Below are 23,859 nucleotides of genomic sequence, written 5' to 3'. Positions count from 1 at the left end.
CCCGGAAAACCGCAGGTTTGTCCGGGATCCATTCCGTGACTCTTCCACGTCCGGAATGGGTCCCGGACAGCCTCCGCTCACGCTCCGGCTTCTGGGATGACGCGGCCGCGGGCGAGCGTGAATTCAAATTCGACAGGCGGAAGACCATGGAACAAGTAATGCATTTCGAGGACTACGAGATCGGCGCGACGCGCACCACGACGGGACGCACCATCACCGAGACCGATTTCGTCGTCCATGCCGGCCACACGGGCGATTTCTTCCCGCATCATATGGATGCGGAGTTCATGAAGTCGACGCCCTTCGGCCAGCGCATCGCCCACGGCACGATGGTCTTTTCCATCGGCGTCGGGCTGACGGCCAGCGTCATCAATCCCGTTGCCTTCTCCTACGGCTACGACCGCCTGCGCTTCGTGCGGCCGGTCTTCATCGGCGACACGATCCGCACGAGGACGACCATCGTCGAAAAACACGACGACCCGAAACGCACCGACGCCGGACGGGTGATCGAGCGCTGCGAGGTGATGAACCAACGCGACGAGGTGGTGCTGGCGGCCGATCACATCTATGTGGTGGAGAGGAAGAAGACGCGAATAGTGAGTAGTGAATAGAGAGTAGTGGATAGAAAGGCCAACACGGCGGCGAGAGCCAACCCCTGCTCACTACTCACTATTCCCCACTCACTATCCGTTACCCACCCGGAGACCCCAATGACCAACCTGCAAGACAAAACCGCTCTCATCACCGCCGCCGCCCAGGGCATCGGCCGCGCCAGCGCTTTGGCCTTCGCGCGCGCCGGGGCGAAGGTCTATGCCACCGATATCAACGAAAAGCTGCTGGCCGATCTCGAAGGTCAGAACGGCATCGCCACGCGCAAGCTCGACGTCCTCGATGGTGCCGCGGTCAAAGCACTGGTAGCCGAGATCGGCGCGGTCGACGTGCTCTTCAACTGCGCCGGCGTGGTGCATGGTGGCTCGATCCTCGAAATGAAGGATGAGGACCTCGACTTCGCCTTCGACCTCAACGTCAAGGCCATGGTGCGCACCATCCGCGCCGTCCTTCCCGGCATGATCGAGCGCGGCGGCGGTGCCATCGTCAACATGTCGTCCGTCGCCTCCAGCGTGAAGGGCGTGCCCAACCGCTTCGCCTACGGCACGACGAAGGCCGCCGTGATCGGCCTCACCAAGGCCGTGGCCGCCGACTATGTGGCGGAGGGCATACGCTGCAACGCCATCTGCCCCGGCACGGTGGAAAGCCCGTCGCTGCAGGAGCGGCTGAAGGCCACCGGCGACTACGAGGCCGCGCGCGAAGCCTTCATTGCCCGCCAGCCCATGGGCCGGCTCGGCACGCCGGAGGAGATCGCCGACCTCGCCGTCTATCTCGCCGGCGCTACCTACACCTCCGGCCAGGCCTACGCCATCGACGGCGGCTGGACGATCTGACGCCACTATTCGAAGAGACCTGACGTGCCCCGCATCACCGACCTCAGCACCCACGACCTGCGCTTTCCCACCTCGCAGTCGCTCGACGGCTCCGACGCCATGAACCCCGATCCGGACTACTCCGCCGCCTATGTGGTGCTGACGACGGACATACCGGGCCTCGAGGGCCATGGCCTCACCTTCACCATCGGCCGCGGCAACGACATCTGCTGCCGTGCCATCGAGGCGATGCGGCACTTGGTGGTGGGGCTGGAACTCGACTGGATCAGGGAAAGCCCCTCCCGCTTCTGGCGCCATATCACGGGCGACAGCCAGTTGCGCTGGATCGGCCCGGACAAGGGCGCGATGCACCTTGCCACGGGCGCCGTCGTCAACGCCGTCTGGGACCTGTGGGCGAAGGCCGAGGAGAAGCCGGTCTGGCAATTGGTGGCGGAGATGAGCCCGGAGGAGATCGTCGGCATCGTCGACTTCCGCTATCTGACCGACGCCATCACACCGCAGGAGGCGCTCGCCATCCTGAAGCGCGCGGAGAGCGGCAAGGCCGAGCGCATCGCCACGCTGAAGCGCGAGGGCTATGCCTGCTACACCACCTCGGCCGGCTGGCTCGGCTATCCCGACGACAAATTGCGCCGGCTCTGCCAGGAGGCGGTGGACGCCGGCTTCAATCACGTGAAGCTGAAGGTCGGCCGTGATCTCGACGACGACGTCAGGCGGCTAAGGATCGCCCGCGAGGTACTCGGCCCCGACCGCTATCTCATGATCGACGCCAACCAGGTGTGGGAAGTCGGGGAGGCCATCGACTGGGTGAAGCGCCTTTCCTTCGCAAAGCCCTATTTCATCGAGGAGCCGACCAGCCCCGACGACATCGCCGGCCACGCGAAGATCCGCAAGGCGGTGGCGCCGGTGAAGGTCGCTACCGGGGAGATGTGCCAGAACCGCATCGTCTTCAAGCAGATGATCGCCGGCGGCGCCATCGACGTGGTGCAGATCGACGCCTGCCGCATGGGCGGGCTCAACGAGGTGCTGGCTGTGCTCCTCATGGCCGCCAAGTACGACCTGCCCGTCTGGCCGCACGCCGGCGGCGTCGGCCTGTGCGAATATGTGCAGCACCTTTCCATGATCGACTATGTCGCCGTTTCCGGCACCAAGGAGGGCCGGGTGATCGAATATGTCGACCATCTGCATGAGCACTTCCTGGAGCCCTGCGTGATCGAGAACGCAGCCTACATACCTCCCCGCGTGCCGGGCTTCTCAATCCAGATGAAACCGGAGTCGATCAGGACCTACGAAGTGGGGCCGACCCCGCGCTGAAGCGCGGGGTTCAGAACTCGCGGCCGATCCGCGCGTCGACCGAGTGCCGGTTGCCGCCGCGGATGGCGAAAAAGAAGAAGATCGCCGCCCAGAGGATCGACTTCTCCGCGCCGGAATAGCCCTGCCCCATGGCAATCCAGTGGGCCCACACGGTAACGAGAAGAACGATCATCGCCGCAAACGCGGCCGGCCGCGTCAGAAAACCGATGGTGATCAGAATGCCGCCGAAGAACTCGGTGCAGGAAAGCAGGGGCGACCAAAAGGTGCCGGGATAGAAGCCAAAGCCCTCCAGCATGCCCGCCGCGCCGAACGGGGCCTGTATCTTGCCGAAGCCGTGGGTCACGAGCGCAATGCCCGCCACGACCCGCAAGATCGTTTCCGCGCTCTCATGCGCGGCATCGTATAGCCCCTTGACCGCAGGAACGAGAAGACGGCGCTCGGTGAAGTCGGTGGTGTCGCTCATGTTGGCCCTTTCCCTGAAGTTCGGGCCAAACGGTACAAGTTGAGTATTATAGTCAAGTAACAAAGAATTGAAACGCGTGCTGTACGCGTCCACGTTAACTCAGGCACCCTCCTCAGGCAGCCATTCGCGCGCGGCGTTCAAGAGCCGCACCACCTCCGCATCGCTTGTCTGGCTGAAATTCCGGTAATGCAGCCCGACGGCGCGGAAATTCAGCGGCGCCCCGAGGCACACAACCTCGTCGGCATCGGCCTTCAACGAATCGAGCGTATCGCGCGGGGCGACGGGCACCGCCAGAACCGTGCGTTTGACCTTTGCACGACGCAGCGCCTTCAGCGCCACGCGCACCGTGCCACCGGTGGCGATGCCGTCGTCGACGACGATCACCGTGCGGCCGGCGAGCGGGATCGGCTGCCGCCCGGCGAAATAGGTTTCGCGCCGCCTTTCGATCTCCGCCAGCTGCCGCTGCATCTCCGCCTCCACGTATTCGGGAGACGGCTTGACCACCTGCATGGCCTCTTCGTTCAGCACGAGCTGCGGGTCGGCGCCGTCGACCAGTGCGCCGATGCCATATTCGGGATGGCCCGGGGCACCGAGCTTACGCACCATCAGGAGGTCGATCTGCGCCTGAAGCGCCTTGGCCACCTCGAAAGCGACAGGCACGCCGCCGCGCGGCAGGGCAAGCACCAGCGGATTCTCCTCCTTGAGGTGCTCGAGCGCCTCTGCCAGGCGTTGCCCGGCTTCGTGGCGGTCGTTGAATTCCGTTTGCGTGGCGAACATGTTGATCATCCTGACGTCCCCACTCTATCCGTCAAGTGGGTCAGGAACCAATCCGTCGCGTGGCGGACGACCTCGTCGAGCTTGCCCGGTTCCTCGAAAAGATGGCTCGCACCTTCGATGATGATGAGACTCTTCTTTGAGGAGAGCGCGTCGTATGCCTGCCGGTTCATGTCGATCACCGGGCCGTCGAGGCTGCCGACGAGAAGCAGCGTCGGCGCCCGAACGTTTGGCAGGACGGATAGTGCCATATCCGGCCTGCCGCCGCGCGAGACGACCGCACCGATGGGCGATCCGGCATCCGCCGCCGCGGTCAGCGCCGCGGCGGCACCGGTGCTGGCGCCGAAATAGCCGATATTGAGATGGGCCGTGTCGGCCGCGCCGGCGGCCCACCGGGTTGCCCGCTTAAGGCGCGAGGCAAGCAGCGGGATATCGAAGACATTGCGCCGGTCCGCCTCCTCGGAAGGCGTCAGGAGATCGAGCAGGAAGGTGGCGAGACCCGCCTTCCTGAGCTGCGTTGCGACATAATTGTTGCGCGGGCTATGCCGGCCGCTGCCGCTGCCGTGAGCGAAGATGACGATGCCCTCAGCCCCCGGCGGCACGCCGAGGAAGCCGTCGAGCCCCTCGGGATCAACGCGGACTTCCCGTACGTCGCTTGCCATCCGTGCCACCTCTATGCTCCAGACGGATAGGTCTCGAAGACCCCTGCGGCCGCTCGGCTGCACCCGGTTCACCGCGCCGGTTCCGTCGCACCGGACGAAGGCGAGGCATGGGTCGTCCCGCCTCTGCCTTATCTCAGGTTCCCACCGTCTCCGGCCACAGCGCCTGAACCTCCTTCGGCAGAGCCTCGCGCACCTTGGCCGACTGTCCGAGGTCGACATGATGGGCGACGACGCGGAAGACCGTGCGCGTGGCGTCAGCCGGATTGACCGGCCTGGTGTCCTTCAGGCCCTCCTGGACATGCTCCAGAAACTCGTCGAGGGTACGGGTAATCCGCGGCTGCTGCGACGGCTGATACTGGTCGTAGTAAAGGCCGCGCACCAGAATGGGCAGCTCGGCGCCCAGATGGGCCGAGAGATCGGCGGGAAGCCTGTCCCGCAGCGCCTTGAGCACCGCACCCAGTATGTGCCACGCGACATGGCGGTCGTCGCCATGGTCGTCCATGATCTCGTTGAGCCAGATGTTCGTTGTCTGGACGGTCTTGTCGAAAACTTCTAGGCCTGTAGCGGTCATCGTTCAGCCCTTCCAACTGTCTTTGCTGACGAATGCGCGGGGCGCTGTCCGGTTCCCTTATTCTAAGCAACAGAACGGGCGAATGTTCGGCGCGGCGGCGTAAAAAATTGTCCGCGATTGAGCCTTTCGCCGGCGGTCGGCTATAAGGCGCTATCCCGGCGTGGGAAAACGCACAGTGGAGAGAAGCAGTTGGGGAGCGATATCAAGGTGAAGCCGGAGCGGGGAGGCCGGCAGAAGGTAAGCCGCGACCCGGAGCGCACGCAGGCGGCCATCCTCGAGGCGGCGACCGCGGAATTCGCGGAGAAGGGCATAGGCGGGGCGCGGGTCGACATGATCGCCGAGCGCGCCGGCACCAACAAGCGCATGCTCTACCACTATTTCGGCGACAAGATCGGCCTCTACGTCGCCGTCCTTGAAGCCGCCTACGGCGCGATCCGCTCGGCCGAGCGCGAGCTGGACCTTGCCCACAAGGCACCGGAGGAGGCGCTGTCGGAACTGTCGCGCTTCACCTGGCACTACTTCTTGAAGCACCCGGAATTCATCAGCCTGCTCAATACGGAAAACCTCCACAATGCGGAGCACCTGCGGGGCTCGCGCAAGCTGATGGAGATGCACTCGCACTTCGTCACCGAATTGGCGGAGGTGCTTCGGCGCGGCGCCGAAGACGGCCTCTTCCGGCCCGGCATCGATCCCATCAACGTCTACATCACCATCGCCGCGCTTGGCTATTTCTACCTTTCCAACCGCCACACCCTTTCGGCCATCTTCGACCGAGACCTTTCCGACCCCGCCCGCCTTGCCGAGTGGGAGGTACATGTGGTGAAGACGGTGCTGGCTTCGGTGAGGGCGGGGTAGGTCCAGGCGGCCATCCCTCGCTACGCCTTCACCCGCAGATGATCGAGCACCATCTCGACCGCATGCGCCTCACGCGCTGTGATGTGGGCGTTGCTTGAAAGGTCGGTATCGAAGATCACCGAAAGCGTGGCGTTGTTGGAAACGTAGAAATAACCGAGGGCGGCGATGGAGATGTAGAGCTGCACGGGATCGATGCCGGGGCGGAAGACGCCGCTCCGGCCGCCGCGGCGGATGAGCTTGCGCAGCTGGTCGACGAGGGGCGAATGCAGGCCGTGCGTCTCCGGCAGGGTGCGCAGATAGCGCGCCTTCATGAGGTTCTCGTTGGTGAGCAACGCGATGAACCACGGGCATTCGAGGAAATGGCGAAAGGTGAAGCGCACGAGCCGCTCGACCGCCTCCACCGGCTCGTACTGGTCGAGCTGCAGCGCCCGCTCGCCTGCGCGAATCTCGCGATAGGCCTCCTCCAGGACGGCGCAGTAGAGCGCGTCCTTGTTGCCGAAGTAGTGGTAGAGCATGCGCTTGTTGGTGGCTGCCCTGGCGGCGATGGCATCGATGCGCGCACCTTCGAGCCCGCGCTCGGAAAACTCCACACGCGCCGCCGCCAGGATCGCCGCCCTTGTGCGGACGGGATCGCGGGTGCGGGGCGCCTGCGCTTCAGCCGGCACGGCGCTGCGGGTCGAGGCGCTTGAAGAGGTCCGTGACACGTCGGCTCACCATGGGCAGGCTCATGAGGATCGTCACCGCGGTGATTGCGAAGAGCACGGCGCTGATCGGTCGCGTGAAGAAGGGTGTGACGTCGCCATCCGACAGAAGCAGGCCGCGGCGCAGATTGACGTCGAGCAGGTCGCCGAGAACGATGCCCAGAACCAGCGGCGCCATCGGATAGCGCATCTCGCGCAAGACGAAGCCGATCAGCCCGAAGGCGATCATCACATAGACGTCGAACATGCGCTGGGTGATGGCGAAGGAGCCGACCACGCACAGCACATAGACCACCGGCATCAGCTTCTCGCGCGGGACGAGCAGCACACGCACCAGGAGCTTGGTGAGCGACAGGCCGAAGATGGTGATGGCGATGGTCGTCAGAAGCAGAATCCCGACGATCTGATAAAGGAAAGCAGGATTCTCGGTCATCAGCAGCGGCCCCGGCCTGATGCCGTGGATGAACATCGCGGCAATCAGCACCGCGGCCGCCGCCGAGCCCGGCAGCGCCAGGGTAAGCGTGGGGATCATGGCGCCGGGGATGACCGCCGAATTGCCGGTCTCCGCGGCCACCAGCCCTTCGACGGAGCCCTTGCCGAACTGGTCGGCCTCCTTGCTCGCGCGCCGCGCGGCCGCATAGGAGGCCCAGGCGCCTATGTCCTCGCCAACGCCGGGGATGATGCCGGCGATCGTGCCGACGATGCCGGAGCGGATCGTGGTGCGCCAGTAGCGCGTGATATCGGCCAGCCGCGGCACCACCCTGTCGTCGCTGGTGACGAGCTCTGCCGTAAAACGCCGCTTCATGACCGCGAGGATCTCGGCGAAGCCGAAGGCGCCGACCATGGCCGGGATGAGGTCTATGCCGCCGCCGAGCGCACCGACACCGAAGGTGAAGCGCTGAAAGGCGTGCAGGCCCTCCATGCCGATCATCGCCGCGAGCAGCCCCAGAATGCCGGCGATATAACCTTTCAACGGATCCTCGATAGCGGTCAGCCTGCCCGAGATCAGGACGCCGAACAACGCCAGCCAGAAGAACTCGTAGGAGCCGAAGCGCAGTGCGAACTCGGCGAGCCAGGGCGCGATCAGCGCCAGGAAGAAGATGCCGACCAGCGTGCCGAGCGCCGAGGAGGTGGTGGCGATCCCCATGGCCATGCCGGCCTTGCCGGCGCGTGCCAGGGGATAGCCGTCGAGCGTGGTGGCAGCACTTGCCGGAGTACCGGGAATGGCGAGCAGGATGGCCGAGCGGCTGCCGCCATAGATGGCCCCCACGTAAAGCGCCATCAAGCACAGGATCGCCTGGTCCGGCGGCATCTTGTAGGTGAGCGTGACGAGCAGCGCCACGCCCATGGTCGCCGTCAGGCCCGGAAGCGCACCGATGACGATGCCTAGCAGGCTCGCCCAGGCGAGGTTGAACAGCGCCTCCCAGGTGAGGAAATGGGCGATGCCGTGTCCAAGAAGGGTAAGGCCTTCAGGCATGTATCGAGCTCTCGGGTTAGGGCAGGCGAACGAGGAAGCCGTATTGGAAGACGAGGGTGACAGCGACGCCGACGAGCACACCCTGGACCGCTGCCCAGAGGGCTGAGCGCAGAAGCGGCCGCGGCTGCGGCGACAGCCAGACCTCGAAGACGACGATGAAGGCGAAGACGAAGGCCGCGCTGGCGAGCCAGAAGGGCAAGAGCCCCACCAGAACGAGCGCATAGACGAGCGCCAACCCCGCCACAGCGCAGAATCGCCCCGCCTCGGCGCTGCGGAAGAGCGCCAGGAGATCGCTCCAGTCCCCCGCGCCGCGGCCATCGCGGTAGGCTTTGAGGCTAAGCACAACGCCGCAGAAGGCCAGGGCGAGCCCCAGAAGGCCGGGCACGAGGCCCGGCACGGTGGCGGGGTGGATGCCGCGCATTTCCAGCCGGGGCATGGTCCAGGACAGGTAGACGATCGCCAGCCCCAGCACCGCGAACACGCCGCCGGTGATGAGATCGACACGGTTCATGCGGCGTTCCGTCTGCGGATCGGCCGAAGGGTCGGTCATGAATGCCTCTGATCTGCCGGTATTGCCGGCACCCCGGAAGGGTGCCGGCTTTTCGCTCGACCGGTCCATCGTTTCGTTGGAATCGATGAATGGCCCAACGTCTTGTTTTGTCGCAATTCCGAACGGAAAACCGGCTCCGCTTTTCCTGGAACTGCTCTAGCGGGCTACATCTCGCTCTTCGTCTCGCAGTCAATGCCGATGGTCGAGGGGTCGTTCACCTCCAGGCCGCGCTCTTCCGCCGCGCAGGCCTCCTCGATCACCACAGGCATCGCCACTTCACGCGCTTCCTCGCCATAGGAGGGAGCGAAGACGGCGCCGTTGGTTTGGGCATAGTTCTTCAGCGCATCGGAGTTCATCACCTTCTCCTCCCAGATCCGGTTCACCGTCGCCACCACCTCCTCGGGCACACCCTGCGGAATGAAGATGCCGAAATAATCCGGTGCGATGGGGAATTCCGGCAGCCATTCGGTGATCGGCGGGATGGGATCCACGCCCTCGATGGTCAGCGGCTGGTCGCTCAAGACCGCGAGTGGGCGCAGGCGGCCGCCGCGGATCAGCTCGGCCTGCTCCACGGCAAGCTGCGTGGTGACCATGGCCTCGCCTGCGGCGGTGGCGATCGCGGCCGGCCCGCCGCCGTCATACGTCACCATGCGGTATTCGAATTCACCTTCCGTACCCAGGCCGGCAATCGCCATGCCGCCGGAGGAGGTCACGCCCGCCGTGCCGACGGTGATCTCGCTGCCCCGCTCCTTGAAGGCTTCGAGCAACTGTCCGAAATCCTCGAACTCGCTGTCGGGCGGCACCGAGACGACGGGAACGTTGGCGACAGACAGATAGATGTGCCAGTCGTCGATGCTGGTGTCCGGCACCAAACCGGTCACCGAATAGGTGGCGTTGTTGGCGATGGCGTTGGCCGTCCAGGTATAGCCGTCCTTCGGCGCGTTCAGCACTTCCTGCGTGCCGACGGCGCCCGAGGCGCCCGGCTGGTTGACCACCACCACAGCCTGGCCAAGCTCTTCGGCGAGGATCGGCGCGGTGACGCGGGTCACCTGATCGGTCGAGCCGCCGGCGCCCCAGGGCACGATGATGTTGATGGGACGATCGGGCTGCCACTCCTGGGCGAGCGCCGGGGCGGCGGCGGAAAGCGCGAATACGGATGCGGCCACGCCAAGCGCGGCTCTGGTCAAAAGACCCATGGTTTCCTCCCTTAATGTGCTCAACGCCGCAGCCCTATCCGGCCGCCGGCGTTGGGCCAGAACTGTGAAGTCAGTTCAGCGGCCTGTCAAGTAAGTAACTGGTTAGTTCCTTAACCTGCGTTTTCCCCGAGTCCGTCCAAAACCCCGCGCACATAGCCGACGGCGCGGGCCGCGCAGGCCGGGCCGTCCGGCACGTATTCGAACGGTTCCATCGCCAGCGCTCCCCGATAGCCGACGTCCTTGAGCGCCCGCAGAAGCGGCGCGATGGCGTCGGGGCCGTCGGCGCTTGTCCCCTCTCCCGGTCCACGCCGGTTCGCCGCGTTGAGCTGGATGTGCGCGAGCTTGCCCTCCCGGATATACCGGGTGGCAAGGACGGCGAGGCTTTCCTCTTCCTCCTGCGCGGCGTGGCACACATCCAGCATGAGCTTCAACGCCGGCGCGCCGATCTCGGCGATCATCGCTTCCGCCTCGGCAATCGTATTGAGGAAGTTGCATTCCTTGCGGTTGATGGCCTCCAGGCAATAGGCGATGCCGTGCTCGCCCGCCCGCCGTGCCGCCGCCTCGAAATGCGCCATGGCAACGGCACGCTGGCGCTCGGGCTCATCGCCGAGCCGCCGCTGCGCCGGCGAGCCGTGCACGATGACGCCGGCGCCCAGCCCCGCCGCGAGGTCCACCAGCCGTATGAGGGCCTCCCGCGTCCGCGCACCCACTTGCGCGTCGAGCGCGGTGAGATCGAGCCCAGCCGGGGCCATGGTCAGCCAATGCAGGCTGGAGACCACGAGACCGTGTTCCTCGACCGTCCGTCGAGCCTCGGCAATCTCTCCCATCGTCATGCGCGTCGGATTCTCGGCGAGCGTGAAGGGCGCTACTTCCAGCCCGTCGTAGCCCACATCGCGCGCGAAGGCGCATTGCTCGGTGAGGGTCATCGGCCTGAGGACTTCGTTGCACAGGGTGATCTGCATGCCTTCCCCTCGATTTCGGCTCCCCTATGTCGGTAGGAAGGGCCGGCGCCTGTCAAGGCTTGTGATATGCATCAGGCCCGGCTTGACACTCCCCTCTTGGCTCAGTAAGTAACTGGGTAGTTACAAATACGAAGATTTCCAGGGAGGTCCCATGGCCCAGCGGCGCATCGGCATCATCATGCACGGAATCACCGGGCGGATGGGCTACAACCAGCATCTCGTCAGGTCCATCCTGGCCATCCGCGACCAAGGCGGCATCGCCCTTGCCAATGGCGATACGCTTGTGGTGGACCCGATCCTGGTCGGCCGCAACATCGAGAAAGTGGGGGCGATCGCCAAGAAGCACAACGTCTCGCGCTTCACCGACGACCTCGACGCCGCGCTCGCCAATGAGGACGACGAAATCTTCTTCGATGCCGGCGCCACGAAAATCCGCGCCGGCCTGCTGGAGAAGGCGCTCGCTGCCGGCAAGCACGTCTACTGCGAGAAGCCGACCTCGGACGAGCTCGCCGTCGCCGTCGACATCGCCAGGAAGGCCCGCGCCTCCGGTTTGAAGCACGGCGTGGTGCAGGACAAGCTGTTCCTGCCCGGCCTCATGAAGCTCAAGATGCTGCGCGATAGCGGCTTCTTCGGCAAGATCCTCTCGGTGCGCGGCGAGTTCGGCTACTGGGTCTTCGAGGGCGACTGGCAGCCCGCGCAGCGCCCCTCCTGGAACTACCGCAAGGCCGATGGCGGCGGCATCATCATCGACATGCTGTGCCACTGGCGCTACGTGCTCGACAACACCTTCGCGCCGGTCAAGGCGGTGTCCTGCCTCGGCGCTACCCATATCCCCGAGCGTGTGGACGAGCAGGGCAAGCCTTATGAGGCGGATGCCGACGACGCGGCCTATGCCACCTTCGAGCTGGAAGGCGGCATCGTCGCCCATATCAATTCGAGCTGGGCGGTGCGCGTGCGCCGCGACGACCTCGTCACCTTCCAGGTCGACGGCACGCACGGCTCTGCCGTCGCCGGCCTCCACAAGTGCTGGACGCAGCACCGGGTGAATACGCCGAAGCCCGTATGGAACCCGGACCAGCCGCAGACCATGAACTTCTTCGACGATTGGGAGGAGGTGCCGGACAACTGGCCCGCCGACAACGGCTTCAAGGTGCAGTGGGAACAGTTCCTGCGGCACGTGGCCGAGGACGCACCGTGGGCCTACGGGCTTGAAGCCGGCGCCAAGGGCGTGCAGCTCGCCGAGCTGGGGTTGAAGTCGTGGGCCGAACGCCGGTGGCTGGATGTGCCGGAGTTGGAGTTTTAGCGTATGCAGCATTTAGGGAGGCGAAGTCGAATGGGAAGGCCGGCGCCCGTCATCTTCAATTGTTTGCCTTCACCTGAAACCAGAATGCTCTAGGAGCTACCGATGCTCTTTCTCCCCAACGCCGACCGGTCGGTCTCGGCCTACGAGATCAGGAACGCCCCTGTCGAGACCGCCAGGCGCGAGGCCTCCAGATTCAACCGCATCGCCTATGCCGCCGCCCACGTGGTGGCCGATCCGCTGGCCGATAGCGACCCCTGGCTCACCCCCGCCATCGACTGGGACAGGACGATGGCCTTCCGCCATCACCTGTGGGACCTCGGCTTCGGCGTGGCGGAAGCGATGGACACCGCCCAGCGCGGCATGGGGCTCGGCTGGCCCGAGGCCCGCGAGCTTATCGAGCGCGCCCTGAAGGAGGCGAAGACCCGCTCCGGCGCGCTGATCGCCTGCGGCGCCGGCACCGACCATCTCGTGCCCGGCCCCGATGTCACCATCGACCGCATCATCGCAGCTTACGAAGAGCAGATCGAGGCGATCGAGGCGCATGGCGGGCGCATCATCCTGATGGCGAGCCGGGCGCTCGCCGCCGCAGCAAAAGGCCCGGACGACTATGCCCGCGTCTACGACCGCATCCTCGGCCAGGTGAAGGAGCCGGTCATCATCCACTGGCTGGGCGAGATGTTCGATCCCGCGCTCGACGGTTACTGGGGCGCTCCGGACCACATGGCGGCGATGGAGGTGGCGCTCGGCGTGATCGCCGCCCATGCGGACAAGGTGGACGGTATCAAGATCTCGCTTCTGTCGAAGGAAAAGGAAATCGCCATGCGCCGCCGCCTGCCCGCAAGCGTGCGCATGTATACGGGCGACGACTTCAACTATGCCGAACTGATCGCCGGCGACGATGAGGGCCACTCGGACGCGCTTCTGGGCATCTTCGACGCCATCGCGCCGGCGGCCTCCGCCGCCCTTGCGGCGCTGGGGGCCGGCGAGGAGAAGAAGTTCTTCGACCTGCTCGACCCGACCGTTCCGCTCTCGCGCCACATCTTCAAGGCGCCGACGCGCTTTTATAAGACGGGCGTCGTCTTCCTCGCCTATCTCAACAGCCTGCAGGACCACTTCACCATGATCGGCGGTCAGGAATCGGCACGCTCGACGCTGCATCTGGCCGAGCTCTTCCGGCTTGCCGATCAGGCGCGCGTGCTGATCGATCCAGACCTTGCCACGGCCCGCATGCGCCAGGTGATGGCCGTTCACGGCATCGCGCAGCCATGACGGGCACGGCACCGCGCATACGCCTGATCGCGGCCGACGCATTCGAGCGGCCCGTGCCCTTCCGCTTTGCCTTCCGTTTCGGCGTGGCCGAGGTAACCTCGGCTGCGCAAGCCTTCCTGCGCGTGCGCATCGCCGACGAGGCGGGGCGTGAGGCGGTTGGCTGGTCGGCGGAAATGATGATGCCTAAATGGTTCGACAAGAGCCCCGAGCTTTCGCCGGCCGAGAACACGGACCAGCTCAGAACCTCCCTGCGGCTGGCCAAGGATGTCATGCTGACCGCCGGCTCCGACACGGCCTTCGGCCTGCACGCGGCGGTGGAGCCCGCCCATCACGCGGCCGCAGCGCGCGCCGGCCTTAACGGCCTCATCGCCTCCTTTGGCCTGGCGCTCGTCGACCGCGCCGTCATCGACGCGCTCGGCCGGCTCCAGGGAGTGCCTGTGCAAAAGCTGGTGAACCAGAACAGCCTCGGCATCGACGCCCGCACGGCGCCGGACCTTGCCGGCTTCGACCTCGACGCCTTCCTTGCCGGCCTGTCGGTGCCGGGAAGTATCGAGGTCCGCCATACGGTCGGCCTCGGCGACGCGCTCGTCGCCGACGACCTCGCCAAGCGCCTCAACGACGGCCTGCCGGAGACGCTCGAAGAGGTCATCGCGGCGTACGGCCACCGCTATTTCAAGCTGAAGATCTCCGGCGACGTGGCCGCCGATGTTGCCCGCCTCACCCGCATCGCCGCCGTCCTCGACCGCCTCCAGCCCGACTACCGGGCAACACTAGACGGCAACGAGCAGTATGAAGACGAGGCGCACGTGCTGGCGCTGCTGGACGCCATGGAGGCCGAGCCGGAGCTTATACGGCTGCGCGAGCGCATCCTGTTCCTCGAACAGCCCATCGCCCGCGCCAAGGCGCTCGCCTCCCCCGTCACCAAGCTTGCCGCCCGTATCGCCGTGGAGATCGACGAGTCGGACGCCGATATCGAATCTTTCGTGACCGCGAAGGGCCTCGGCTACACCGGCATATCGTCGAAGTCCTGCAAGGGCTTCTACCGCGCCCTGCTGAACCGCGCCCGCATGGCGAAATGGAATGCGGAAGCCGGCTCCGACACATATTTCATGTCGGCGGAGGACCTCACCACGCAAGCCGGCATCGGCATCCAGCAGGACCTTGCGCTCGCCGGCCTGATCGGCGCCGAACACATCGAGCGCAACGGCCATCACTTCGTCGACGGCATGGCGGGCGCGCCGGATGCCGAGGCCGCAGCCTACCTTGCCGCCCACGGCGATCTCTACCACAGCCAGAACGGCCGCACGCGGCTCAACATCCACGACGGCCAGTTGTCGCTCGGCACGATCGCCGGTGCGGATGGCCTCGGCTCGGCAGTGGAGCCGGACTGGTCGGCCATGCAGCCATTGGCTTAGTAATTTTAGGAGATGCTTTCGCCCCTCGCGCCCCCCTCTGTTCTACCGGGCATCTCCCCCACGAGAGGGGAGATTATGCCGGCCGTTCGCTCAGGCACCTTTTTCTGCAACGCCACCAGTTGGCGAAAGCTGATCTCCCACCGTGTGGGGGAGATGTCGGGCAGGACAGAGGGGGCCGCGAAGGGGCGAGAGCAGAAACCGCCGCAGGCAACATCAGGGAGGAACCCGCACCATGAGCCTTGAAGGCCGTCTGTCGATCAATCTCGCCACCACGCGCGGAAGCTGGGGCTTTGCGGAGGCCGTCGATGGCTGCCTCAAGCACGGCATCACGGCAATCGCCCCCTGGCGCGACCAGGTGGAGGCGATCGGGCTCAAGGAGGCTGCCCGCATCGTCGAGACGAACGGGCTTCGGGTGACAGGGCTTTGCCGCGGCGGCATGTTCCCCGCCGAGGACAAGGCGGGCCTTGAGGCGAATATCGACGACAACAAGCGCGCCATCGACGAGGCGGCCGCGCTCAAGGCCGACTGCCTCGTGCTCGTGGTCGGCGGCTTGCCTGGCACCTCGAAGAATATGCCGGAGGCGCGCAAAATGGTGGCCGACGGCATCGCCGCCATCCTGCCTTACGCGCGCGAAGTGGGCATGCCGCTCGCCATCGAGCCTCTGCATCCCATGTACGCGGCCGACCGCGCCTGCGTGAACACCCTCTCCCAGGCGCTGGACCTGTGCGTGGAGCTCGGCGAAGGTGTCGGTGTAGCCGTCGACGTCTACCATGTCTGGTGGGACCCGGAGCTTGCCACCCAGATCGCCCGCGCCGGCCAGATGGGCGCCATCCTTGCCCACCACATCTGCGATTGGCTGGTGCCCACCACCGACCTCCTGCTCGACCGCGGCATGATGGGCGACGGCGTCATCGACCTGCCGGCCATCCGCCGCATGGTCGAGGAGGCGGGCTTCAACGGCCCTCAGGAGGTGGAAATCTTCTCGCGCGACAACTGGTGGAAACGCCCCGGCGACGAAGTGCTCTCCACATGTATCGAGCGCTTCGAGACCGTGTGCTGAAAAACCGAGGGCGCGGCGGGAACGATGGCTGGACAAGCCATATTCCCGTGCTAGCCAAGCGCCCATGATTCGACTGATCGAAAACGCCGGCTTGAGACGGGCGGCATGCCTTCTGCTTGTCGCCTTAACGTGCGCTGCCTGCGCGGCGCGACCCGAACGCTCGCTGGAGCCGGTTGCCGACCTTGAAGGCCTGCGCCGGGCATCCCTTGCATTCGTCAACGAGGAGCGCGCCCGCCAAGACCTGCCGGGCCTTAAGCTGACGACGCCGATCAACGCCGCAGCCCAGGTTCATGCCGAGGACATGGCGCGGCGCGACTTTTACAGCCACCGCTCGCCCCAGGGCCAGGACGTGGCGGATCGCTACCGCGCCAATGGCGGTGGGCTGTGGGACATCATCGCCGAGAACATCGCCTCGTGCATCGCCTGCCGGGCGCCCACCGAACAGCTGCGGGAATTCCACGCCGGCTGGATGAGGAGCCCTGGCCACCGCCGCAATATCCTCGACCCGCGGGTGAAAAGTTTCGGCTTCGGGATCGCTTCCGCCGGCGGCAGGCTTTACGCGGTACAGGCCTTCGTGGGCGAGCGCGGCGAAACCGTTTCTCAGACGATCCCGCCGCCCGTGCCGATGATCGCCGGCCGCTCCGCCGCGGCCTTCGCCCGGTAGCCGCTGGCGCGATAAGCGGCCACCGGGTCGACCGCGCCGCCGGATTTCAGCCGCGCCATGGCGAGGATCGGCCCCACGTCCGTGCGGAAAGCGGCCTTCAGCGTCTCGCTCGCCATCAATGCATCGTTCTCCTCCTGGAAGGCCGCAAGCGCCTTGCGGTCCACCAGAAGCGCCTGGGCGAAGGCGCGGGTGACCTCGATCGCCGAGACCATCAGGCTTTCGATCGGATCCGTCACGTTATGGCTCTGGTCGAGCATGTGCGCGGGGTCGAAGCCTGGCGCGCCGCGCTTTTCCGCCTCGACCAGCTCGTTAAAGACGAGGAACAGCCGGTAGGGATCGATGGAGCCGGCGTCGAGGTCGTCGTCGCCGTATTTCGAATCGTTGAAGTGGAAGCCGCCCAGCTTGCCGAACTGGATGAGCCGCGAGACGATCATCTCGATATTCACGTTCGGCGCGTGGTGGCCGAGATCGACGAGGCAGAAAGCCTTCGGCCCCAGTTCCCGCGCGATCATGTAGTTGGTGCCCCAGTCCTGCACGACGGTCGAATAGAACGCCGGCTCGTACATCTTGTGCTCGGTGAAGAGGCGCCAGTCGTCCGGAAGGGCTGCGTAGACCTCCTTCATCGAAGAAAGGTAGCGCTCGAAGGCACGTGCGAAATCGCTCTGGCCGGGGAAGTTCGAGCCATCGCCGATCCACACGGTCAATGCCTTTGAGCCGACCGCCTTGCCGATCTCGATGCATTCCAGATTGTGCTCCACGGCCTGCGCGCGCGTCGCCGCGTCCGTGTGCGAGAGGGAACCGTACTTGTAGGAATGGGCCTGGCCGGGGTGGTCCTGGAAGGTATTGGAGTTCATGGCGTCGAAGCGGAGGCCGAAGCGGCTTGCCGCCTCCTTCAGGCGGGCAGGCTCCGCCTTGTCCCACGGGATGTGCAGCGAGATCGTCGGCGTGGCGCGGGTGAGCTGCTGGATGACGGCGCAGTCCTCGATCTTGTCGAAGATATCGCGCGGCTCGCCGGGACCGGGAAAGCGTGCGAACCGCGTACCGCCCGTACCCACGCCCCATGAGGGGACGGCGACGGAAAAGGCGGCGACACGGTCGCGGACGGCATCGATGGCGATGTCACGGCGGGCGAGCTTTTCGCCTAAGGCTTCGTAGTCGCGCTCAAGGGCGGCCTCGTACGCGGCGTTCTCGCGCTCGATGAGGTCTGTGGCGATCGGGTGTTCGGTCATTTTCTCCTCCCGGGACTGTCAGTTTAGACGCCGCGCACTGCCTCACCGCGTAAAGCTCTGCGCATTCCCCGCGTCGACATTGAGAATATTCCCCGTCGACTTCGCCGACATCTCCGACACGAAGAAGAACACCGCCTCCGCCACATCCTCCGGATAGACGCTGCGCTTCAGAAGCGAGCGTTTGCGGTAGTGTTCCTCCAGTTCGTCCGGGCTCATATTATAGGCGGCCGCGCGCTGCTCGCGCCACTCGCCGGACCAGATCTTGGAGCCGCGCAAGACCGCGTCCGGGTTCACCGTGTTGACGCGGATGCCGAATTCCGCCCCCTCCAGCGCCAGGCAGCGCGCGAGGTGGATTTCGGCGGCCTTGGCCGTGCAATAGGCGGCCGCGTTGGGCGAGGCCGCAAGGCCGTTCTTCGAGGCGATGAAGACGATCTCGCCACCGGTCTTCTGCCGCTTCATCAGCCGGAAGGCCTCGCGCGCGACAAGGAAATAGCCGGTGGAGAGGATTTCCATGTTGCGGTTCCACGTGGCAAGATCCGTTTCGTCAACGGGTGCGGCCGAGGAGATGCCGGCATTGGAGACGAGGATGTCGAGCCCACCGTATTCGCGCGCAGCGAAGGCAAAGGCATCGGCCGCGTCGGCCTCGCTTGTCACGTCCAGCTTTATCTGGCGCACGAGATCGGCAGAGTACCGGCCGGCAAGCTCCGTCTGTGCCGCCTCCAGCGCTCCCTTGTCGATGTCCGCCAGCGCCACGCAAGCGCCGTCGTCGAGCAGGCGCTCGGCGGTCGCCTTGCCGATACCCCCTGCCCCGCCGGTGATCAGCGCCACTTTGCCGGCAAGTGGCCGGGGCTTGGGCAGGCGCTGAAGCTTTGCCTCCTCCAGCACCCAGTATTCGATGTCGAACGCCTCCTGCTCGGGCAGACCGACATAGGCCGACACGCTGGAGGCCCCGCGCATGACGTTGATGGCGTTGACGTAGAACTCGGCCGAAACGCGCGCCGTCGCCTTGTCCTTGGCGAAGGTGATCATGCCGACGCCCGGCACCAGATAGACCACCGCGTTGGGATCGCGCATGGGCGGGCTGTCGGGCCTCTTGCAGCGCTCGTAATAGGCGGCGTGCCCCTTGCGGTAGTCCTCCACCGCGGCCAAAAGGCCAGCAAGCGTCTTGTCGAGATCGGGTTTCGCCGGATCAAAATCGATGACCAGCGGGCTGATCTTGGTGCGCAGGAAATGGTCGGGACAGCTCGTGCCCTGCGCGGCGAGGCCTTCCATGTCGCGCGAAGCGACGAACTCCAGCACGGCAGGCTGGTCGTCGAAATGCCCCACCTTGCGCTCCGCACCCGAGATCATGCCGCGGATGGCGGGCATCAGCCGCTCGGCGATCCCGCGCCGCTCCGCCTCGGGTAGGACCGGCCGCACTTCGCCGCCAAAAGCGGGCTTGCCCCCCGTCTCCGCCTCGAACCATTCGATGGCGCGGTTGATGATGCGGATCGTCGTCTCGTAGCACTCTCTGGCCGTGTCGCCCCAGGTGAAGAGCCCGTGCCCGCCCAGCACCACGCCCTTGGCATCCGGGTTCTCGCGGCAGAATTTCTCAAGCCACAAGCCGAGCTCGAAGCCCGGCCGCTTCCACGGCAGCCAGCCGATCTCTTCGCCGTAGATCTTCGCCGTCAGGTCCTTGCTGTTCTTGGCCGCGGCGATGGCGATCACCGCGTCGGGGTGCATGTGGTCGACATGCCGGTAGGGCACATAAGCGTGCAGCGGCGTGTCGATGGAGGCGGCGCGCGGGTTCAAGTTGAAGGTGCAGTGAGGCAAGTACCCCACCATCTCGTCTTCGTATTCGACGCCCCGATAGAGCTTTTTCAGGCCTTCGAGCTTCTCCATATAAAGCGTGGCAAAACCGTCGAGCTTGATCGTGCCGACGTCGCCGCCCGACCCCTTTACCCACAGAACCTCGGCCGCCTCGCCCGTCAGCGGGTCCTTCTCCGTCACCTTGGCCGAGGTGTTGCCGCCGCCGTAATTGGTGATGCGCTTGTCGGAACCCAAGAGGTTCGACCGGTAGAGCAGGCGCTCCGGCTCGCTCATGGTCGCCGCCTTCGCCTCGTCCCAAAGGTCGGCAAGCCGCGTTCCGCCGCGCGTCTCAAGCATGGAATCCTCCCTCACAGCGCCCTCGGCGAGCGCACGTTTCGCGTCGACAAGGTGGCAAATGGGCCCTACCATGTCAATCAATATCGATCATGTTCACTCATATTGCACTGCAATATGCGCACTTGTGACGGAATGTGATTGACACTGCGCGTTTCCAATGCGTTAATTCGGCACGGAGGGAGGAACCATGCACGAAAAAGAACGCCACCGCATCATCCTGTCGGCCATCCAGGAGAAGCCGGTCGTCACCGTGCAGGAAATGGTGGATCTCACCGGCGCATCCGAGGCGACGATACGGCGCGATATCGCGGCGCTTCACGTGCAGCAGAAGCTGCGGCGCGTGCGCGGCGGCGCCGAGGCCAACACCCCGCCGCAGGTGATCGGCCTTGCCGGCCGCCCCTTCAAGGTCAACGAGACGCTGAACGCCGACAAGAAGCGGGTGATCGCCCGCGAGGCGGTGGAATTGTGCCGGGACGGAGAGCCGATCATCATCAACGGCGGCACCACCACCTTTCAGATGGTGCATTTCCTGGCCGGCCGCCGGATGCCCATCCTCACAAATTCCTTCGTCATCGCCGAGCATCTTCTGAAACATTCGAAGAATACGGTGGTGCTGCCGGGCGGCACGATCTACCGCGAGCAGAACATCGTGCTGTCGCCCTTCGACAACGACGTGACGGCCAATTTCTACGCCCGCCGCATGTTCATGGGTGCCCAGGGGCTGGGCCCGCTCGGCCTCATGGAGGGCGACCCGCTGCTGATCCAGGCCGAGCAGAAGCTGATCAACCAGGCCGACGAACTGGTGGTGCTGGTCGATTCGTCCAAGTTCCGCCAGCGCTCGAGCCTCATCCTGTGCGGGCTGGAACGGATCGCCACGGTGATCACCGACGAAGGCGTGACCGACCGCGAGGCGAAGATGCTGGAGGCCTCGGGCGTCAGCCTGATCGTGGCACGCGGAACGGCACGAGGCCAGGAGGAGACTTCCCTGCCAGCATGAGCGGGCAGGGCCGATGAAGCAAGCGCTCAAGGGAGGAAACAATGAGCACTCTAAGGAAATTGCTGGTAACCGCGGCGGCCACCGCCGCATTGACCATCGGCGCGGTCCAGGCGCACGCACAGGACAATGTGCGCATTGCGCTGGTCGTCAAGGCGCTCGGCATCGGCTTCTTCGAAGCCGCCAACGAAGGCGCCCAGGAAGCAGCCGAAGAATTGGGCAATGTCGAGATCATCTACACCGGGCCGACCGATACCACGGCCGAAGGTCAGATCGAGGTCATCAACTCGCTGATCGCCCAGAACGTCGACGCCATCGCCGTTTCGGCCAACGACACCGATGCGCTGGTGCCGACTTTGAAACGCGCCATGGACCGCGGCATCACCGTGATCTCCTGGGACTCCGGCGTCGCCCCTGAAGGCCGGCAGATGAACCTCAACCCGTCGTCCAACCAGCTCATCGGCGAGATGTGCGTGAAGATGGCGGCCGAGCATCTGCCCGAGGGCGACGGCGAGGTGGCGATCCTTTCGGCCTCGGCCACCCACACCAACCAGAACAACTGGATCGCCGAGATGAAGAAGGTCCTGCCGGACTATCCCGGTGTGAACCTCGTCACCACGGTCTATGGCGACGACCTCGCCGACAAGTCCTACCGCGAGGCGCAGGGCCTCATCCAGAGCTACCCTGACCTGAAGGCCATCATCGCCCCAACCTCGGTCGGCATCGTTGCCGCGGCACAGGCCGTCACCGACGCCGGCAAGGCGGGCGAGATCAACGTCACCGGTCTGGGGCTGCCCTCGGAGATGGCCGGCCACGTGGAGTCCGGCGCCTCGAAGAGCTTCGCCATCTGGAACCCGATCGACCTCGGCTACGCCGCCACCATGATCGCCTACAACCTGGCGACCGATCAGGCGACGGCCGAGCCGGGCGCGGAGATCCCGATGGGCCGGGTCGGCACGGTGACGCTCGACGAGAACAACGAGGGCGCCATGGCCGAACCCTTCGTCTACGACGCCTCGAACATCGACAAGTTCAAGGATATCTTCTGAGAGGTTGCCGATCCCCCTCCCCCTTGTGGGGAGGGGTAAGGGGTGGGGGTCGACGCGACGGGTGCAACATTTGAAACCCGGCACACGGCCTTTACCACCTCCACCCGACCTCGCCGGCAAGCCGGCGGGCCCACCCTCCCCACAAGGGGGAGGGGAAGGGCGCCTCCACGGCCCAACGTGATAAAGTCGCACAATGCTCCAACAAGCCCGATCTGCTACGGTGAAGAAGGCCCCTAGCCCGGCCAACGAACCCGTCCTCGCGCTCTCCGGCATCTCCAAGAGCTTCCCCGGCGTGCGCGCGCTTTCCGGCGTGTCGCTGGAGCTCTATCCCGGCACGGTCACCGCCCTCGTCGGCGAGAACGGAGCCGGCAAGTCGACGCTGGTGAAGATCCTCACCGGCATCTACCAGCCGGACGAAGGTGCGATCCGGCTCAGCGGTGAGGAGGTCTCCTTCCCCACGGCGTATGACGCCACGCAGGCCGGTATCACGGCTATTCACCAGGAAACCGTTCTCTTCGACGAACTCTCCGTGGCCGAGAACATCTATCTCGGCCACGCCCCGCGAGGCTCTCTCGGCCTTATCGACCGGGCCCGCATGAACCGCGACGCCGCAGCCGTCCTCAAGCGCATCGGCGCGGCGATCGACCCCGATGCCCGCCTGCGCGACCTCGGCATTGCCAGCAAGCACCTCGTCGCCATCGCCCGCGCGCTGTCGGTCGAGGCGCGCATGGTCATCATGGACGAGCCGACGGCGGCTCTCTCTTACAAAGAGATTGAGGAACTTTACGCGTTAGTCGAGCGGCTGAAGGCGGAAGGCAAGGCCATCCTCTTCATCAGCCACAAATTCGACGAGATCTTCCGCATCGCCGACCGCTACACGGTCTTCCGCGACGGCGAATGCGTCGGCGCCGGCCTCATCTCGGAGACCGACCACGATGCGCTGGTGCGCCTGATGGTGGGCCGGCCGGTGGGGCAGATTTTCCCCAAGCGCGACGTCGAGATCGGCGAACCTGTGCTGACCGTCTCCGGCTACAGCCACCCGACCGAGTTCGCCGACATCGGCTTCGAACTGAAGCACGGCGAGATCCTCGGCTTCTACGGCCTCGTCGGCGCTGGCCGTAGCGAATTGATGCAGGCGCTGTTCGGCGTCACCAAGCCTTCGCGGGGGGCGGTCAGGATCGGCGGCGAGGTGGCCGTCATCCGCAGCCCCGCCGAGGCCATCCGCCGCGGCATCGTCTACGTGCCGGAGGAGCGTGGCCGCCAGGGGGCGATCGCCGGCCTGCCCATCTTCCAGAACGTCACCCTGCCGTCCCTTTCGCGCACCTCGCGCCGGGGCTTCCTGCGCCTTGCGGAAGAGTTCAAGCTGGCCCGCCAATACACCTCCCGCCTCGACCTGCGCGCGGCAAGCCTCGACCGCGACGTCGGCACGCTGTCGGGCGGCAACCAGCAGAAGGTGGTGATCGCCAAATGGCTGGCCACCCACCCGAAGGTCATCATCCTCGACGAGCCCACCAAGGGCATCGACATCGGCTCCAAAGCGGCCGTCCACGAATTCATGAGCGAATTGGTGGCGGAGGGCCTGAGCATCATCATGGTTTCCTCCGAAATCCCGGAGGTCCTCGGCATGTCGGACCGCGTGATCGTCATGCGCGAGGGCCGGATCGTGGGTGAATATGCGCGCAAGGGACTCACTGCGGAGATGCTGGTGAGGGCTGCGGCGGGGATTGGAGGGAACGATGCGAATCGGAAGTGAAGGGGCGGTAGTCC

General features: G+C 65.5%; 23 protein-coding genes. 12 read left to right on the top strand and 11 right to left on the bottom strand.

From position 1 onward, the window contains the following. Positions 1 to 146: 146 nt before the first annotated feature. The 3 genes from GPJ75_RS00615 (at position 147) to GPJ75_RS00605 (ending at position 2,753) form a co-directional block, all read left to right on the top strand. Complete coding sequence (locus tag GPJ75_RS00615) at positions 147 to 611, top strand: MaoC/PaaZ C-terminal domain-containing protein (RefSeq protein ID WP_163264048.1); 465 nt, start codon at positions 147 to 149, stop codon at positions 609 to 611. 99 nt (positions 612 to 710) lie between these two features. Further along, positions 711 to 1,442: an SDR family oxidoreductase gene (locus GPJ75_RS00610; RefSeq protein WP_163264046.1), complete on the top strand. Its 732-nt coding sequence runs from the start codon at positions 711 to 713 to the stop codon at positions 1,440 to 1,442. Positions 1,443 to 1,466: 24 nt separating this feature from the next. After that, positions 1,467 to 2,753 (top strand): L-fuconate dehydratase, encoded by a 1,287-nt coding sequence (locus GPJ75_RS00605; RefSeq protein WP_163264044.1) that lies wholly within the window; start codon positions 1,467 to 1,469, stop codon positions 2,751 to 2,753. 10 nt (positions 2,754 to 2,763) lie between these two features. On the opposite strand, the gene GPJ75_RS00600 is transcribed toward GPJ75_RS00605, so the two are convergent. The 4 genes from GPJ75_RS00600 to GPJ75_RS00585 all read right to left on the bottom strand — a co-directional run bounded on the left by GPJ75_RS00600 (position 2,764) and on the right by GPJ75_RS00585 (position 5,223). Then, entirely contained in the window at positions 2,764 to 3,216 is a 453-nt protein-coding gene (locus GPJ75_RS00600) for a DoxX family protein (RefSeq protein ID WP_163264042.1), read from the bottom strand. A 99-nt stretch (positions 3,217 to 3,315) separates the two neighbouring features. After that, complete coding sequence (locus GPJ75_RS00595; RefSeq protein WP_163264040.1) at positions 3,316 to 3,993, bottom strand: phosphoribosyltransferase; 678 nt, start codon at positions 3,991 to 3,993, stop codon at positions 3,316 to 3,318. Between the two features lie 5 nt (positions 3,994 to 3,998). Continuing rightward, the gene (locus tag GPJ75_RS00590) at positions 3,999 to 4,652 is read right to left on the bottom strand and encodes a dienelactone hydrolase family protein (protein ID WP_163264038.1); all 654 of its coding nucleotides are present in this window, start codon (positions 4,650 to 4,652) and stop codon (positions 3,999 to 4,001) included. Between the two features lie 133 nt (positions 4,653 to 4,785). Continuing rightward, the gene (locus GPJ75_RS00585) at positions 4,786 to 5,223 is read right to left on the bottom strand and encodes a DUF2267 domain-containing protein (RefSeq protein WP_163264036.1); all 438 of its coding nucleotides are present in this window, start codon (positions 5,221 to 5,223) and stop codon (positions 4,786 to 4,788) included. 189 nt (positions 5,224 to 5,412) lie between these two features. Between GPJ75_RS00585 and GPJ75_RS00580 the strand changes: the two genes are divergently transcribed. After that, positions 5,413 to 6,078: a TetR/AcrR family transcriptional regulator gene (locus GPJ75_RS00580; protein ID WP_163264034.1), complete on the top strand. Its 666-nt coding sequence runs from the start codon at positions 5,413 to 5,415 to the stop codon at positions 6,076 to 6,078. Between the two features lie 20 nt (positions 6,079 to 6,098). Here the strand turns inward: GPJ75_RS00580 and GPJ75_RS00575 are convergent, their stop codons facing one another. From GPJ75_RS00575 to GPJ75_RS00555, 5 genes are all read right to left on the bottom strand, one after another. Continuing rightward, on the bottom strand, positions 6,099 to 6,782 hold the full coding sequence (locus GPJ75_RS00575; protein WP_246248852.1) for a TetR/AcrR family transcriptional regulator: 684 nt from the start codon (positions 6,780 to 6,782) through the stop codon (positions 6,099 to 6,101). Next, complete coding sequence (locus GPJ75_RS00570; RefSeq protein ID WP_163264032.1) at positions 6,733 to 8,256, bottom strand: tripartite tricarboxylate transporter permease; 1,524 nt, start codon at positions 8,254 to 8,256, stop codon at positions 6,733 to 6,735. Before GPJ75_RS00570 ends, GPJ75_RS00575 begins: the two co-directional genes overlap by 50 nt. A gap of 16 nt (positions 8,257 to 8,272) precedes the next feature. After that, the gene (locus GPJ75_RS00565) at positions 8,273 to 8,806 is read right to left on the bottom strand and encodes a tripartite tricarboxylate transporter TctB family protein (protein ID WP_163264029.1); all 534 of its coding nucleotides are present in this window, start codon (positions 8,804 to 8,806) and stop codon (positions 8,273 to 8,275) included. A gap of 164 nt (positions 8,807 to 8,970) precedes the next feature. Beyond that, positions 8,971 to 10,002: a Bug family tripartite tricarboxylate transporter substrate binding protein gene (locus GPJ75_RS00560; protein WP_163264027.1), complete on the bottom strand. Its 1,032-nt coding sequence runs from the start codon at positions 10,000 to 10,002 to the stop codon at positions 8,971 to 8,973. A 110-nt stretch (positions 10,003 to 10,112) separates the two neighbouring features. Continuing rightward, positions 10,113 to 10,964 (bottom strand): sugar phosphate isomerase/epimerase family protein, encoded by an 852-nt coding sequence (locus tag GPJ75_RS00555; protein ID WP_163264026.1) that lies wholly within the window; start codon positions 10,962 to 10,964, stop codon positions 10,113 to 10,115. Positions 10,965 to 11,115: 151 nt separating this feature from the next. On the opposite strand from GPJ75_RS00555, the gene GPJ75_RS00550 reads away from it, so the two are divergent. The 5 genes from GPJ75_RS00550 (at position 11,116) to GPJ75_RS00530 (ending at position 16,675) form a co-directional block, all read left to right on the top strand. Beyond that, complete coding sequence (locus GPJ75_RS00550; protein ID WP_163264024.1) at positions 11,116 to 12,267, top strand: Gfo/Idh/MocA family protein; 1,152 nt, start codon at positions 11,116 to 11,118, stop codon at positions 12,265 to 12,267. A 102-nt stretch (positions 12,268 to 12,369) separates the two neighbouring features. Beyond that, positions 12,370 to 13,536 (top strand): dihydrodipicolinate synthase family protein, encoded by a 1,167-nt coding sequence (locus GPJ75_RS00545; protein ID WP_163264022.1) that lies wholly within the window; start codon positions 12,370 to 12,372, stop codon positions 13,534 to 13,536. After that, on the top strand, positions 13,533 to 14,951 hold the full coding sequence (locus tag GPJ75_RS00540; RefSeq protein ID WP_163264020.1) for an enolase C-terminal domain-like protein: 1,419 nt from the start codon (positions 13,533 to 13,535) through the stop codon (positions 14,949 to 14,951). Before GPJ75_RS00545 ends, GPJ75_RS00540 begins: the two co-directional genes overlap by 4 nt. 232 nt (positions 14,952 to 15,183) lie before the next feature. After that, positions 15,184 to 16,011, top strand: a complete 828-nt coding sequence (locus GPJ75_RS00535; RefSeq protein ID WP_163264018.1) for a sugar phosphate isomerase/epimerase family protein — start codon at positions 15,184 to 15,186, stop codon at positions 16,009 to 16,011. 64 nt (positions 16,012 to 16,075) lie between these two features. After that, complete coding sequence (locus tag GPJ75_RS00530; RefSeq protein ID WP_163264016.1) at positions 16,076 to 16,675, top strand: CAP domain-containing protein; 600 nt, start codon at positions 16,076 to 16,078, stop codon at positions 16,673 to 16,675. Here GPJ75_RS00530 and rhaI read toward each other — a convergent pair. Together rhaI and GPJ75_RS00520 are read right to left on the bottom strand one after the other, a co-directional pair. Continuing rightward, the gene (gene rhaI / locus GPJ75_RS00525; RefSeq protein WP_163264014.1) at positions 16,612 to 17,904 is read right to left on the bottom strand and encodes an L-rhamnose catabolism isomerase; all 1,293 of its coding nucleotides are present in this window, start codon (positions 17,902 to 17,904) and stop codon (positions 16,612 to 16,614) included. The two genes, GPJ75_RS00530 and rhaI, sit on opposite strands and share 64 nt — an antisense overlap. 42 nt (positions 17,905 to 17,946) lie before the next feature. Continuing rightward, complete coding sequence (locus GPJ75_RS00520) at positions 17,947 to 20,049, bottom strand: bifunctional rhamnulose-1-phosphate aldolase/short-chain dehydrogenase (protein ID WP_163264012.1); 2,103 nt, start codon at positions 20,047 to 20,049, stop codon at positions 17,947 to 17,949. A gap of 187 nt (positions 20,050 to 20,236) precedes the next feature. Between GPJ75_RS00520 and GPJ75_RS00515 the strand changes: the two genes are divergently transcribed. From GPJ75_RS00515 to GPJ75_RS00505, 3 genes are all read left to right on the top strand, one after another. After that, positions 20,237 to 21,046 carry a DeoR/GlpR family DNA-binding transcription regulator gene (locus GPJ75_RS00515; protein WP_163264010.1) on the top strand — a complete coding sequence of 270 codons (810 nt, stop codon included), beginning with the start codon at positions 20,237 to 20,239 and terminating at the stop codon, positions 21,044 to 21,046. Between the two features lie 41 nt (positions 21,047 to 21,087). Beyond that, positions 21,088 to 22,092: a rhamnose ABC transporter substrate-binding protein gene (gene rhaS / locus GPJ75_RS00510; protein ID WP_163264008.1), complete on the top strand. Its 1,005-nt coding sequence runs from the start codon at positions 21,088 to 21,090 to the stop codon at positions 22,090 to 22,092. A 193-nt stretch (positions 22,093 to 22,285) separates the two neighbouring features. Next, positions 22,286 to 23,845 (top strand): sugar ABC transporter ATP-binding protein, encoded by a 1,560-nt coding sequence (locus GPJ75_RS00505; protein WP_163264006.1) that lies wholly within the window; start codon positions 22,286 to 22,288, stop codon positions 23,843 to 23,845. The last annotated feature ends 14 nt before the right edge of the window (positions 23,846 to 23,859 follow it).

Origin of the sequence: Chelativorans alearensis, from assembly GCF_010993735.1 — a bacterium.
Classification (GTDB): domain Bacteria; phylum Pseudomonadota; class Alphaproteobacteria; order Rhizobiales; family Rhizobiaceae; genus Chelativorans; species Chelativorans alearense.
Note: the sequence above shows the minus strand (reverse complement) of the source record. Positions and strands in the feature narration are given on the sequence as shown.